The sequence below is a fragment of the Priestia sp. SIMBA_032 genome, assembly GCF_046535215.1.
Taxonomy (GTDB): domain Bacteria; phylum Bacillota; class Bacilli; order Bacillales; family Bacillaceae_H; genus Priestia; species Priestia aryabhattai.
Genome location: NZ_JAWRXD010000003.1, coordinates 103,388 through 116,436, shown reverse-complemented (window position 1 = coordinate 116,436; position 13,049 = coordinate 103,388). Strand labels below are relative to the sequence as shown.

The following is a 13,049-nucleotide window of genomic DNA, read 5'->3' as shown; positions in this document are numbered from 1 at the left end:
TGCGCTCCTTTCCGTTATGAAAGAGGAATGGATACCTCCACAACCGTTCCGTTTCCTATGCTGCTTGTAACAGATAGTTTTCCATTTAATCTTTTTATTCGCTCATGCATGGTTTTTAGCCCGAGCGTCGGCAATTCTGCTGAAGCACTATACATAAACCCATTGCCGCTATCTCGGACTTTCATGATCACTTGTTCTTTGCTTATATTTACGTTTAAATGTACCTCTGCGGTACCCGCATGCTTTCGGCAATTATTAAAAGCTTCTTGCCCAACTCTCCACAGTGTCTCTTCAATCACAGCAGGCAAAACGGACACTCCTTTAATTTGTTCTTTTACGTTAAGCCCTAGCATTTGACCATAGCTTTTTAACGCACTGACAATGCCGTTTTCTAATCCTTGAGGACGAAGCTGCCAAATTAATGCTTTCATTTCCACTTGAGCATGCTGAGCGGTTTCTTGGATTAAGGAAAAAGTCTCTTTTAACTGCACATCTTTTGCTAAGCTGCTTCCGGCTTTGGCTGTGACATTAATTGAAAACAACAGCTGATTAACAGAATCGTGAAGATCTTTGGCCAGTCTGTTTCTTTCCTCAATAAGTTTTACTTCCTGCTGAGATTGAGTCAGCTTAATCCGCTTGATAGCCGTTCCAATTTGAAGAGCGACAGATCCTAATAAATCAAGCTCTCGCTGTTCAAAATGAATTTTATGAGGGGCAGCTACATTTAATAATCCAAAGCGCTCATCCCCTGCTTGTAAAGGAACCGTTGCGTGATGGGTAATGTCGTGTGTATCTCCCCACTCATAAGTGACAGAATCTTCAAGTCTCTTGCACTCCATAATATTAGACGCTTTTTGAAGCCGGCCATCCATATATCGATCAACACACCAGCAGCTTCCGTTACACATAGGTTGAGCGGTTTTATTTAATAAAGCTGGCGGCAAATGCTGAGCGGCAATCATCTCATGTTTTCCATTTTCATCAATAAAAAAGATCCATCCTGTGTGTAAATCTGTTATTTGCAGCAGTTTTAAAAGAGCATCGTGAAGCATTGTATGTAAATTAGTGCCTTCATTTAAAATCTCGGCAATGTCTTTTAAAATCTTAAGCTCTGAAATATGATCTTTTTCCATAGCCTCTCTCCTATATGATGTATTTTCCATTTTTTATTTTACCACAATTAAAGAAGATTCCGACTAATAGGACGTTATTTTTAAGGTGTTTCCGCTTAGGGATGTAAGGGTTTTTGACATCAAAAATAAAAAATTTAAAAAGTATGTCAGGTAGTTTAACAATTAGCTAGAGTCTTTATGCAAAACGAACTATACTACAGATAATTCACGTAAGAAAAGAAAAAATGAAGGGAAATGAGAAGAAAAAAATATTAAAATTAATCCATTGAAAACGCTTCCAAATATAAAGGCATAGTGCTATTATATAATTATTAACAGAATAGGGATGTGAGAAAGATGAATAAATTATTTTTAGAAGAGTTACGATACATTATCTTGTGTGAAGTGCCTATGACACAGTACCGGATAGAGCAGCTTCAAGACAAATTTGATCAAAGCCCATACTTAATTAATGAACTTTATCAACTCCTATTCGAAAAGCGTCACATTTTAGCTTTTGTTGATGATATTGAATCATCTCTGTATGACTATATTGTGAATAAAGAAATGATGGATGCCAAAACGTATTACGGAGCTATTGCACATGTAGCAAATCTTTTCAGCGAAACGCCTACATATATAAAATGCAAAATAAAAAAATATAGACAGTCTTCGATTTCAAGTATCAGTGCCTAAAAGTTGCGCACAGCTGATTCAAATAAAAAGCAAAAAAGAAATCCTAGCACAAGGGTTTCTTTTTTGTACCAATAACCTATAGGGAGGAAAATAAGATGAAGACATTTTTTATCACAAATCGCTATTCGTTTCTTGAAACGCAAGTAAATGAATACATGCAATCGTTACTGGTAAAAACGCCTGAACAAGTTATTTTATATTTCGAAAGACAAATTCGAAAGTATAAAGTGTATTTACAGAAAAAACATCATTACCCAGAATGTATGGTTCAATCTATCCACCGTTTGATTGAAGAATATTCATTAAGTATCATTAAAGTAAAAAAATATATTAGCTATCAAAACAAGCTGATGAATAAACAGCTATTAGAGCCGCAGTAAAACGAATCATTTTTTATGGTTCGTTTTACTGCGGCTCTGCCGTTTTACTCCTCATATTTTAGCAGTAAATGCAGAACAGCGGGACGTTCTTCAAGATTTTTGTATGAGTGTACATGACTTCCTTCAAATTTTATAGAGTCAAATTGTTTTAGCTCGTATAGCTCTTCTTCTATTTTCATTTCAATTCTTCCTTCCATTACCGTTGCTACTTCAATTAATCCTTTATGATGAGGTTCGGGACAATATGTAGCGAGAGGAGAAAGAAAGGCTCGGTACATTTCAATAGTTGAATCTATCTGATTTTGAAAAATAAATTCTACTTTCCACGCTTCGTCCGGTCCTTTGAGAGAAAAACCTTCTCCGCACTTAGATACAGCCACTGAAGGTTCTACTGACACTAATTTAGTTAAAGGGATATTTAAACCTGTTGTTATTTTCCACATTACTCCTAGGGTTGGATTAGTCTCCCCTCTTTCAATTTTCCCTAACGTGAGTTTGCTGACTCCCGTCCTATCTGCTAATTCATCGAGTGTGAATTCTCGCTGTGTTCTTATTTTTCTGAGCTCGTTGCCTACCTTTTTCATCATTTCTTCTGAATGCATTTTTTTCTTCCTTTCTTCTGTATATTATGATACACTTTTTTTGTATCTAAGTATACTATAATATATATTTAGGTATTTTTATTAATTAGGAGGAAAAACTATGAAAGCAATTTTATGGGGGATTCTCTCGTCCATGTTCTTTTCTGCTACATTTATTGTGAATCGTGCCATGAATGTATCTGGAACAAGCTGGGCTTGGACAGCATCTCTTCGTTTTTTATTAGCACTACCTATTTTACTCATTTTAGTACTTGTACAAAAGAAGTTTACACCATTATGGATGGAAATGAAAAAGCATCCTTTCGCTTGGTTAGGCTGGGGAACTCTTGCAGGAATTGGATTTTATTCATTATTAAGTTTTTCTTCACTTTTTGGACCGTCATGGCTCATAGCTGGAACGTGGCAAGTAACGATCTTGGCAGGTGCGCTCATTTCTCCACTTTTCTATGTAACTATTCAAACTGCAGACGGAAACAAAAAAGTAAGGGGAAACATTCCACTCAAAACGCTTGGTATTTCAACGTTTATTTTAGCGGGTGTGATTCTCATGCAAGTTAAAGAAGCTGAAAACATCACGCTTTCACAGTTTGTGTTGGGTTTTCTCCCTGTCGTCATGGCTGCTTTTTTATATCCGCTTGGAAATCGAAAAATGATGGAAGTTTGCAAAGGGAAATTAGATACATTTCAACGTGTTTTAGGTATGGCTATCGGCAGTATACCGCTAAGTATCATCTATGCGATATATGGATTTTATACAACTGGTATGCCAACAGCTCCTCAGTTTTCGCAAGCTTTTATATTAGCGATGAGTTCAGGTGTAATTGCTACGATGACGTTCTTTTACGCAACAGACTTGGCAAAAGAAAATTTAGGTTTGCTTGGAGCGGTTGAAGCAACTCAATCGGGAAGCATGATTTTTACTGTTCTTGGCGAAGTGTTTTTATTAAATGGACGTATGCCAACAGGGATTGCGTTAGCTGGTATGACGATAATTGTAATTGGAATGATTATGAACAGTATGCTAAACAAAAAAACAAAACTGTCTTCGGCCGCCCCTTCACGTACTCTATCAAAATAAAAAAAGAGGAGATGAAAATCTTTTTAAAGGTTTTCATCTCCTCTTTTTTAATATTCAAGATGATTGTTCCAATAGCGACTCCAAAGCACAGGGAATCGCATCTGTAAACCATCCTCATCATCTTCATCCCAATCAAGATCCAAATCTTGCTCATCGTACCACACTGGATCAAACTGGTCATATTTATCATAATAATAGTCGTTATCTAAACCTGTCTTTTCTTCGTAAGCTTCACACGCTACAGAAAGTATTTCTTCTAATTGAGGAGCATAGCCTTCTGCTTCTAATGGTTTAAGCACAGAAATCATCGTCTCAGGAGATTCAATCGCTTTATAATATATGTCTTTTCCTTGATATAAAAGCCAAGCTCTAAAATAATCAAAACAATCATCTGAACAACCGCCCATTACAATATAAGCTGCTGCCCACAATGAAGAAGTATAGGATTGATCAAAATGCTGATTTAATAGCTGATCAAAACGAAAAATGTCCTTTTCAGAACGCTTTGCTAGCGTGGAGCGGAGCCATTCCATTTGCTCGTCGACATCTAATTTTGTCTTCGCCTTTTTTATCAGTTCCCAAAAGAGACCCTCTGACATCGTGCTGTCTTTCATTACTTGCATTGAACAAGTTAAAGGCTTATATCCTTTCTTCAATTTTGCACGAATCAGCTTTTCAGCTTCAGCTTCACAAGCTTCTTTGGAAGCAAACTCCTTTACTTGCATTCGACCGGCTGTATCAACTTTTCCAAAGTGAATGACTAACTTGCTGTCTCTTCTTTCAACTTTCCAAAATTTATTCGATTGTTCATCTTTATACACTAAGGTTATTTGCATGATACATTCCCCTTTTTCATCCCACTACTATTTTAAATATTTCTCTTTTTACAAGTTATGTAGAGCCACGACGCTTCATAATCCCTTTTCTTTGCTTTTTTAACATGTTTCAGTTGATTTTAACTCTTTTTAAAGTTTATTAAAAGCTAAAGTGCTATTTTTTGATGATACTGCGCTTAACATTTAAATTTAATGCTACTGATACAGTTCAAACAGCGAGAAATTAAACATGATTTACGCAATATTTCATTTGTTTATTTTTGTTGCATTTACAACATTTCGTTTTTCCTTTATACTTTTTTATATTAGATATCTTTATTATACAAAAAAGAATCATAAATTCGCAGCAAAGGAAGGGTTTTCGATGAAAATTAAGCATGTTATAGCAAAAGAGCAGCTTGAAGACGTATTTCATATACGTAAAACAGTGTTTGTTGAAGAACAAGGAGTGCCGTTAGAAGATGAATTTGATGAGCATGAAGAAACGGCAAAACATATGTTGATTTATTATAACAACGAACCAGCTGCTTCTGGAAGATTCCGCATATTAGACGGTTTCGCTAAGATAGAGCGGGTATGTGTATTAAAAGAATTTAGAAAATATGGACTTGGAAAAGAAGTGGTCACCAGCTTAGAAGAAGCAGCGAAAAAAGAAGGATTAACTCAATCTAAGCTTCACGGTCAAGTTCAGGCTGAACCTTTTTATCATAAATTAGGGTATAAGACTGCTTCTGATGTCTTTATGGAAGACGGTATTCCACACGTTATTATGAAAAAAGAGTTTACGTGTTAAAAACTCTTTTGCACAGTTGCTTTAGTAAAGAAAAAGGCTCTCCGTAGAGAGCCTTTTTTTGTGCTATTAGATTTTCATAATTCCGCCTGTGCTTGCAGAAGTTACAAGTTTAGAATATCTTGCAAGATAGCCTTTTTTCACTTTTGGCTCAAAGCCTTTCCAGTTTGCTTTTCGTTCTGCCCAAACATCTGGAGAAACTTGAACATTCATCGAACGATCTTCAATGTCAATCACGATGTGGTCACCATCTTCTACAAATGCTAGCGGTCCGCCTTCAGCAGCTTCTGGAGATGCGTGGCCAATTGATAATCCACGTGAAGCGCCAGAGAAGCGTCCGTCTGTTAATAATGCTACTTTTGCACCTAGTCCCATTCCCATAATTTGAGAAGTTGGAGCTAACATTTCAGGCATTCCCGGTCCGCCTTTTGGTCCTTCATAACGAATGACTACGACATGTCCTTCTTTTACTTTTCCGTTAGCAATACCGTGCAGCGCCTCGTCTTGAGACTCAAATACAATTGCCGGTCCCTCGTGGCGAGTAATGCCATCTTGAACACCGCCTGTTTTAATGATCGCGCCGTCTGGAGCTAAGTTACCAAACAATACAGCAAGTCCGCCTTTTTCTGTGAACGGCTTATCGATTGGATGAATAACGTTATAATCTTTTACATCGCATCCTGCAATGTTTTCGCCTAGCGTTTTTCCAGTAACCGTCATCGTATCTAAATGAAGAGCTCCTTCTTTTTTAGATAGCTCGTTTAGAGCAGCCGATACGCCTCCTGCCTCATGTAAGTCTTCAATAAATACATCTGAAGCAGGAGCGAGTTTTGCCAAGTGAGGCACGCGTTCCGCTACTTCATTGATACGCTCTAACGGATAATCAATTTCAGCTTCATTCGCAAGAGCTAGCGTATGAAGAACTGTATTTGTAGAACCACCTAACGCCATATCTAAAGCAAATGCGTTGTCGATTGCTTTTTCTGTTACGATATCACGTGGTTTTAAATCTAATTTAATTAATTCCATAAGCTGTTTAGCTGATTTTTTAACAAATTCTCTACGTTCAGGAGCAACTGCTAAGATTGTACCATTTCCAGGTAAAGCAAGTCCTAACGCTTCAGCTAAGCAGTTCATTGAGTTCGCTGTAAACATTCCTGAACAAGATCCGCATGTCGGACAGCCGAATTGTTCTAATTCAAGCAATCCTTTATCATCAAGTTTACCCGCTTGATGAGCTCCTACGCCTTCAAATACTGAAGAAAGAGAAATCTTACGACCGTCGCTCGTTACGCCAGCCTTCATTGGTCCGCCGCTAACAAAAACTGTCGGTATATTCAGACGTAATGAAGCCATTAACATCCCAGGCGTGATTTTATCACAGTTTGGAATACATACCATTCCATCAAACCAGTGAGCAGATACTACCGTTTCAACTGAGTCAGCAATGATTTCACGACTTGGTAATGAATAACGCATACCGATATGTCCCATCGCAATACCGTCATCTACACCGATAGTGTTCATTTCAAAAGGTACGCCACCAGCTTCGCGAATCGCATCTTTTACGATTTTACCAAACTCTTGTAAGTGAACATGACCTGGTACAATATCAATATATGAATTGACAACCGCAATAAACGGTTTGCCGAAATCCTCTTCTTTTACACCAGCTGCGCGCAGTAGGCTGCGGTGCGGTGCTCTGTCGAATCCTTTTTTGATCATGTTACTTCTTAATTCTGCCACAATAATTCCCTCCGTATTCATCTAACCTATTAAAAACTAAATCTTTTTAAATTGTTTAATAATTTTTAATATAAATACTAATTTAACAAATCACACAAAGGTTTGTAAAGGTTTATGACAAAATAATCATTTTTTATTTTAAAATAGTAAAATCACCTGCATAAATTAGTATAATATATACATATATCCCTTATTTTACAGGAAAACAGAAGGTGGATGCTGAGCATGAAACAATCCTTTTATTACAGAGGTCATCAAGAAAAAGAAATATTTGCACAAAAATGGGAAGTTGAAAACCATTCTGCAAAAGGTGTTGTCCAAATAGCCCATGGAATGGCCGAACATATTGGACGCTACGAATACTTTGCTAATGTATTAACTCAACATGGCTACATCGTATATGGAAATGATCACCGCGGCCACGGTCAAACAGCTTTGAAAGATGAAGAAAAGCGTTTTTTTGCTGAAGAAAATGGTTTTGACACCGTAGTTTATGACATGATTGCTTTGACTAAGCACATTTCAACGGAACACCCTCGCCTACCAATCTTTCTTTTCGGTCACAGCATGGGGTCTTTTCTGACGAGAAGATATATTCAATTGGATACAGAGCACATTCATGGTGCGATGCTCTCAGGTACTGGCAGCATTCCTTCCCTTTCACTGCGGGGCGGCATATTAGCTGCGAAAATGGAGAAAAAAAGAAAAGGGTTACGATCTGCTAGTCCATTGCTTGATAAACTTTCTTTTGGACAGTACAACAAATCCTTTCATCCTGCTCGAACGCCTTTTGATTGGTTAAGTCAAGATAATGATGCTGTAGATTTATATGTAAATGACCCTTATTGCGGAGGGATTTTCACAGCAGGTTTTTTCTATGACTTACTAACAGGAATCAAACAAATCTCTAACTTAGCTAATATAAAGCTAGTTCCATTAAACCTGCCTATTTATTTGATATCTGGAGAACAAGATCCAGTAGGCAGCTATACAAAAGGTGTACTAAAAGTATATAACGACTTTAAAAAAGCAGGATTGCAGGATATAAGCTACCGCTTTTTTAAAGAGTGCCGTCATGAGTTGCTAAATGAATTAAATAAAGATGAAGTGATAGAAGATATACTAAATTGGCTTAACGTGCAAATAGACAAAAAAACGGTTCGTGTGTAGACACGAACCGTTTTTTTATTAAGCAAATACAGATGTTAATACAGGTACTACTTGTTTCTTACGTGATACAACGCCTTCTAAGACCGCTGTATTGTTTTCAAGCGTTACGTTGTACGCTTCTTCTACTTTTGAAGCAGCAGAACCTAATGCTAATGCAGTAGAGTTGCTGTTTAAAATATCTGTAACAACTAAAAGGAATAATTGTAATCCTTTTTCTTCGATTGTTTTAGTAATAGCTTCTTCTAGTTCCACTTTGCGTACTAAAACGTCATTTACGTCAATTGCATTCACTTGTGCAATTTCTACTTTGCTTGTACCCATGCTGAATTCTTTAGCATCTAATGAAATTAATTGTGAAGCTGTTTTATCGCCTAAGTCAGCTCCAGCTTTCAGCATTGCTAATCCGTACTCTTCTGCATCTACGCCTGCAATTTCCGCTAATTCTTTAGCAGCTGCAACGTCTTGGTCTGTACAAGTTGGTGATTTGAATAATAAAGAATCAGAAATGATAGCTGATAGCATAAGACCTGCTATGTTAGGTTCGATTTCTACGCCGTTTTCTTTATACATCTTGTTTAAGATTGTTGCCGTACATCCAACTGGCTCTGCACGATAGTATAAAGGATCTGCTGTTTCAAAGTTAGCAATACGGTGATGATCAATTACTTCAAGTACACGAACTTGATCAATATCGTTTGCACTTTGTTGGCGTTCGTTGTGGTCCACTAAAATAACTTCATTTGTTTCTTTAGATACTTCATCAACGAAACGTGGTAGTTCAGCGTTGAACTTTTCAAGAGCAAATTGCGTTTCACCGTTAATATCGCCTAATCGAATTGGTTCAGCGTCTACACCTAATTTATTCTTTAAATCAGCGTATGCAATTGCAGAACAGATTGTATCTGTGTCAGGATTTTTATGTCCAAAAATTAACGTCTTTGCCATCTTAAATCTCTCTCCTTCTTACGTATGTAAATAGCATTCTTGCGTAAATTTAGTTAATTCGTTCACGCAACATTGCCATTTTAACATAAACTTTTACATTATTTTAATTTTTTTGCGAAAAATGATGTTCATCCGCAGATATTTTGCCATTTTGTATCTTTTTCATAGTAAAAACACCTCTATTTCCGATATAAATAGAGGGTTTTGTACGTTCATTATATAAAAGTTAGCGATAAAACACAACCCGTCTCTTCATCACTAGATAGATAACTTAAACGGAGTATCTCGCCAATTTTGATAAAAAAAAGTAAGGAAAAAATGACTATTATTAAAGAGAAAATGTATTATTTTGTCTTTAATTATATAAAATAACCAACCAAAAAAGCCCCCTTGTTAAAGGGCGCTTTTTTGGTTATCGTCGCAGTGTAAAGTTGAAATGTTCATTTACTTTAGTTCCTAGCTCTTCAAGAAACTGCTGAGCAGTCATTTCCTCTACGCTTTGGGTATACCAAGCAAGCTGAGATTTTTTATGAACATTGTTGTAATATACATCTCTTGACCAATATATTTTTGATCGGTATGTATAATTAAAGTGAATGAATAGTTCACTCCCGTCTGGACACTGCAACAACACGCGGTAATGTGGATTACGACGATTTTTATCTAAACTCATTTCTTTGATCTGCGCTAACATTATTCACCTCTAAAGCCATTACTTAATCATTTAAAGGTAAATGCCACACCACGATATATCCTAGCTCTGCCATTAACTAGAAAATCATATATTTTCTAAAATTCTACACGATATAGGACAAAAGAGGAAGAGATAATTTATTGATGGACGTGTAAAGTTTCATATAAATCTTTTAGCTGCTCAGGGTATTGAGACCTTACGTAATAACCAGTAGGACGGTGCTCGATTAAATGAGAAGCAAACAAATAGCCGATGAGCACGTGCATTTGTTCATATGAGGTTTCTTGGTTTAATTCTCATTCGAGTCGTTCAGCTAAGTGTGAAGCCAGCTGTTTAATTTTTTCATCATGTGATAAAAAAAGCATTTTGTTCTCCCCCTTATAACGAATAAGTAATGCTGTGAATTTCACTACAGACAACGTATTGCTTTTATAAGGATAATTATATTTTATTTTACAATAAAAGTATATAAATAGTTCTAAATATTCAAAAATAACTTATTTCTTTTGGACTATTCGACAGCAAACAAAAAAAGAAGCGGGAGCTGTCCCGCTTCTTTTACGTAAAAAGATATTCGATTATCGAAATTTATTCTACTTCCACTGCCCAGCCGAATGGATCTTTCACTGTACCATTTTGAATACCTGTTAGAGTGTCATACAGTTTTTGTGATACTTCTCCTGTGTTTCCACCGTTGATGACCATTTTCTCATTATTCCAAAATAGTTCGCCAATTGGAGAAATAACTGCAGCTGTACCTGTTCCAAACGCCTCTTCTAGTTTACCTTCGGAATAAGCTTGCTTAATTTCTTCCATAGAAATACGGCGCTCAGTTACAGGCATATCCCAGTGTTTTAGCAGCTCAATGATGGATTTACGCGTAATTCCTTCTAGAATGCTTCCGTTCACAGATGGCGTTACTACTTCTCCATCGATTTTGAAGAAAATATTCATGCTTCCTACTTCTTCAATGTACTTGCGTTCAACTCCATCTAACCACAGTACTTGTGAATAGCCTTTTGAGTCAGAAAGCTGCTGAGCTTTTAAGCTTGAAGCATAGTTTCCGCCTGTTTTAGCTGTCCCTGTCCCTCCGGCTACAGCACGAACAAATTCGCTTTCAACCGCAATTTTTACAGGAGCAATCCCTTCTTTATAATATGAGCCAACTGGAGATAGAATAATGATAAATTGGTAGCGGTCAGATGGCGCTACTCCTAAGTAAGGCTCTGTCGCGATGACAAATGGACGAATGTATAGTGATGTACCTTCAGCAGTAGGAATCCATTCGCGGTCAATTTTAATCAGCTGTTTTAACGCTTCTAGCGCTAAGTCTTCGTCAACATGAGGAATACAAAGACGATCGTTTGATTTATTTAAACGTTTGAAATTCTCATCTGGTCTAAATAATAATACTTGCTCTTTTTTTGTTACATATGCTTTTAGTCCTTCAAAAACAGACTGCCCGTAATGAAAGATCATGGATGCTGGATCTAATGTGATAGGTTGATAAGGTACAATACGAGCATCGTGCCATCCTTGGCCTTCTGTATAATCCATAATGAACATATGGTCCGTAAAGACTTTCCCGAACTGCAATTGATCAGATTGCGGCTTTTCTTTTTTCGTTTGACTTAGTGTTACATCGATTGAATAAGTTGTCATAGTTGTTTCTCCTTGCTCTTTATATTTACGGGTTTTTCACTTAAACCTCTATATAAGTTACATTGTACAACTTTAGGGAAGCGTGTCACAATAGTTAGAGACGAAAAATTCTAAAAATTTTATAAAAATTATAAAGAAATAGCACCTAATCGAATTAAGTGCTGAACTGAAAAGGTTTTCTTTCTAAAAAAACTATTTCTACATTTTATTTACAACCATTTATAAACCAATTTTCACTCGAAGCTTTTCATCTTGTATTGAAAATTGTTTGATTTTCCCTACTGGAATGACCTTTACTTTATCAATTTCATTGAGGTTGATATGAATTTGTTTTTCTTCATACGTAGTAACGGGCGGCTTGTGAAAAATTCGATAGTTGATCCAATTTTGATTAAGAGGTTTCATTTCATGGATTTTGAATACAAGCGTACGTTCTTTTGCTTCAAGAGGTTCTAGCACAATAGAAAATGGAATTCTCACCAGAAATTTTTTAATAATTCCATTCACGTGAATATAGGAGTCTTGAAATGAAATAGAAAATTGCTGAATTTGATCTTGCTTTGTCATTTGCTTTTGAAAAATTCGCATTAGCATAGAAGCGGATATAGGAACGGTTACACCGCTTTCAGCCATCTTTTCTTTCATTTTTGCCTGCACATCATCACTAATCACATCGTTTAGCTTTCTCTGTACCCAATCCTTCATGATGCACCTCCGCTATGAAGTTATTTTTCTGTTTCCTCTAACGCACGAATCGAAGCTGTTAAGTGATTTGACACGTCGGCGAGCCGATCTTTTGTCAGTTTTCCTTCAGCAAGGTAGATAGGCTTTCCAAAGGAAATGACAATGGGATCCTTTGAAAATAGCTCTTTTACATTTGCGGGTCCTTTGTAAACTGCGGGTACAATAGGAACCTTTGCCATACTTGCTATAGTGACTGCCCCTCTTTTCAGAGGAACGTCTTCCTCTGTTCGCGTGCCGTTAGGGAAAACCCCTACTATTTGTCCTTGTTTTGCCAATTTAATAGGTGTTTTAATGCTGCTGGGTCCTGGATTATTACGATCTACTGGGAATGCGTTAAGTTTTTTTAATACATTACTAGTAAGTATATGATTAAATAGCTCCTTTTTTGCCATAAAATGAATTTGGTGCGGCAAAACTGCGGTACCAAGCGCTACGACGTCTACCCATCCTTTATGCGAACAAGCGATCACAAAGCCTGTATCCATTGGCAGATACTCTCTGTTCCTTACGTGAAACTTCCCTCTCCTTTTCAATAAAAATTTACATGTGTGAGCCGCGACATTATACATAAATGTTTCCTCTTCTCTCTATTAT

The 13,049-nt window shown here is 36.8% G+C and carries 14 protein-coding genes; 5 read left to right on the top strand and 9 right to left on the bottom strand.

The genetic code is table 11. The annotated features are described in order from the left end of the window. Window positions 1-14 precede the first annotated feature (14 nt). The gene (locus SB717_RS10745; protein ID WP_074681028.1) at window positions 15-1,133 is read right to left on the bottom strand and encodes a GAF domain-containing sensor histidine kinase; all 1,119 of its coding nucleotides are present in this window, start codon (window positions 1,131-1,133) and stop codon (window positions 15-17) included. A gap of 336 nt (window positions 1,134-1,469) precedes the next feature. Between SB717_RS10745 and SB717_RS10740 the strand changes: the two genes are divergently transcribed. Further along, on the top strand, window positions 1,470-1,808 hold the full coding sequence (locus SB717_RS10740) for a hypothetical protein (RefSeq protein ID WP_074681026.1): 339 nt from the start codon (window positions 1,470-1,472) through the stop codon (window positions 1,806-1,808). Between the two features lie 95 nt (window positions 1,809-1,903). Next, entirely contained in the window at window positions 1,904-2,188 is a 285-nt protein-coding gene (locus SB717_RS10735; protein ID WP_028408390.1) for a hypothetical protein, read from the top strand. 44 nt (window positions 2,189-2,232) lie between these two features. Here the strand turns inward: SB717_RS10735 and SB717_RS10730 are convergent, their stop codons facing one another. Next, the gene (locus SB717_RS10730) at window positions 2,233-2,790 is read right to left on the bottom strand and encodes a helix-turn-helix domain-containing protein (RefSeq protein WP_013057203.1); all 558 of its coding nucleotides are present in this window, start codon (window positions 2,788-2,790) and stop codon (window positions 2,233-2,235) included. A gap of 100 nt (window positions 2,791-2,890) precedes the next feature. Here SB717_RS10730 and SB717_RS10725 point away from each other — a divergent pair, with 100 nt between their 5' ends. After that, window positions 2,891-3,868 (top strand): DMT family transporter, encoded by a 978-nt coding sequence (locus SB717_RS10725; RefSeq protein WP_074681022.1) that lies wholly within the window; start codon window positions 2,891-2,893, stop codon window positions 3,866-3,868. 47 nt (window positions 3,869-3,915) lie between these two features. Here the strand turns inward: SB717_RS10725 and SB717_RS10720 are convergent, their stop codons facing one another. Further along, the gene (locus SB717_RS10720) at window positions 3,916-4,704 is read right to left on the bottom strand and encodes a DUF4240 domain-containing protein (RefSeq protein ID WP_251533527.1); all 789 of its coding nucleotides are present in this window, start codon (window positions 4,702-4,704) and stop codon (window positions 3,916-3,918) included. A gap of 364 nt (window positions 4,705-5,068) precedes the next feature. Between SB717_RS10720 and SB717_RS10715 the strand changes: the two genes are divergently transcribed. After that, on the top strand, window positions 5,069-5,497 hold the full coding sequence (locus SB717_RS10715) for a GNAT family N-acetyltransferase (RefSeq protein WP_410903685.1): 429 nt from the start codon (window positions 5,069-5,071) through the stop codon (window positions 5,495-5,497). A 66-nt stretch (window positions 5,498-5,563) separates the two neighbouring features. Here the strand turns inward: SB717_RS10715 and ilvD are convergent, their stop codons facing one another. Next, the gene (gene ilvD / locus SB717_RS10710) at window positions 5,564-7,240 is read right to left on the bottom strand and encodes a dihydroxy-acid dehydratase (protein WP_013083330.1); all 1,677 of its coding nucleotides are present in this window, start codon (window positions 7,238-7,240) and stop codon (window positions 5,564-5,566) included. Window positions 7,241-7,465: 225 nt separating this feature from the next. Here ilvD and SB717_RS10705 point away from each other — a divergent pair, with 225 nt between their 5' ends. Further along, window positions 7,466-8,410, top strand: coding sequence for an alpha/beta hydrolase (locus SB717_RS10705; protein ID WP_029715017.1), 945 nt, complete (start codon window positions 7,466-7,468; stop codon window positions 8,408-8,410). 18 nt (window positions 8,411-8,428) lie between these two features. Here SB717_RS10705 and SB717_RS10700 read toward each other — a convergent pair whose 3' ends face one another. The 5 genes from SB717_RS10700 to SB717_RS10680 all read right to left on the bottom strand — a co-directional run bounded on the left by SB717_RS10700 (window position 8,429) and on the right by SB717_RS10680 (window position 13,024). Next, the gene (locus SB717_RS10700; RefSeq protein WP_014459925.1) at window positions 8,429-9,355 is read right to left on the bottom strand and encodes a manganese-dependent inorganic pyrophosphatase; all 927 of its coding nucleotides are present in this window, start codon (window positions 9,353-9,355) and stop codon (window positions 8,429-8,431) included. Between the two features lie 412 nt (window positions 9,356-9,767). Further along, window positions 9,768-10,049 (bottom strand): hypothetical protein, encoded by a 282-nt coding sequence (locus SB717_RS10695; protein WP_410903684.1) that lies wholly within the window; start codon window positions 10,047-10,049, stop codon window positions 9,768-9,770. Window positions 10,050-10,637: 588 nt separating this feature from the next. After that, window positions 10,638-11,711: a branched-chain amino acid aminotransferase gene (locus SB717_RS10690; protein ID WP_410903683.1), complete on the bottom strand. Its 1,074-nt coding sequence runs from the start codon at window positions 11,709-11,711 to the stop codon at window positions 10,638-10,640. 219 nt (window positions 11,712-11,930) lie between these two features. Continuing rightward, the gene (locus SB717_RS10685; protein ID WP_028413188.1) at window positions 11,931-12,416 is read right to left on the bottom strand and encodes a hypothetical protein; all 486 of its coding nucleotides are present in this window, start codon (window positions 12,414-12,416) and stop codon (window positions 11,931-11,933) included. Window positions 12,417-12,436: 20 nt separating this feature from the next. Beyond that, window positions 12,437-13,024, bottom strand: a complete 588-nt coding sequence (locus tag SB717_RS10680) for a lysophospholipid acyltransferase family protein (protein ID WP_410903682.1) — start codon at window positions 13,022-13,024, stop codon at window positions 12,437-12,439. Window positions 13,025-13,049 lie beyond the last annotated feature (25 nt).

What these genes read in the sequence shown, in the direction of transcription:
- SB717_RS10745 (WP_074681028.1), bottom strand. Translation starts at nt 1,133, where the DNA reads ATGGAAAAAGATCATATTTCAGAGCTTAAGATTTTAAAAGACATTGCC.
- SB717_RS10740 (WP_074681026.1), top strand. Translation starts at nt 1,470, where the DNA reads ATGAATAAATTATTTTTAGAAGAGTTACGATACATTATCTTGTGTGAA.
- SB717_RS10735 (WP_028408390.1), top strand. Translation starts at nt 1,904, where the DNA reads ATGAAGACATTTTTTATCACAAATCGCTATTCGTTTCTTGAAACGCAA.
- SB717_RS10730 (WP_013057203.1), bottom strand. Translation starts at nt 2,790, where the DNA reads ATGCATTCAGAAGAAATGATGAAAAAGGTAGGCAACGAGCTCAGAAAA.
- SB717_RS10725 (WP_074681022.1), top strand. Translation starts at nt 2,891, where the DNA reads ATGAAAGCAATTTTATGGGGGATTCTCTCGTCCATGTTCTTTTCTGCT.
- SB717_RS10720 (WP_251533527.1), bottom strand. Translation starts at nt 4,704, where the DNA reads ATGCAAATAACCTTAGTGTATAAAGATGAACAATCGAATAAATTTTGG.
- SB717_RS10715 (WP_410903685.1), top strand. Translation starts at nt 5,069, where the DNA reads ATGAAAATTAAGCATGTTATAGCAAAAGAGCAGCTTGAAGACGTATTT.
- SB717_RS10705 (WP_029715017.1), top strand. Translation starts at nt 7,466, where the DNA reads ATGAAACAATCCTTTTATTACAGAGGTCATCAAGAAAAAGAAATATTT.
- SB717_RS10700 (WP_014459925.1), bottom strand. Translation starts at nt 9,355, where the DNA reads ATGGCAAAGACGTTAATTTTTGGACATAAAAATCCTGACACAGATACA.
- SB717_RS10695 (WP_410903684.1), bottom strand. Translation starts at nt 10,049, where the DNA reads ATGTTAGCGCAGATCAAAGAAATGAGTTTAGATAAAAATCGTCGTAAT.
- SB717_RS10690 (WP_410903683.1), bottom strand. Translation starts at nt 11,711, where the DNA reads ATGACAACTTATTCAATCGATGTAACACTAAGTCAAACGAAAAAAGAA.
- SB717_RS10685 (WP_028413188.1), bottom strand. Translation starts at nt 12,416, where the DNA reads ATGAAGGATTGGGTACAGAGAAAGCTAAACGATGTGATTAGTGATGAT.
- SB717_RS10680 (WP_410903682.1), bottom strand. Translation starts at nt 13,024, where the DNA reads ATGTATAATGTCGCGGCTCACACATGTAAATTTTTATTGAAAAGGAGA.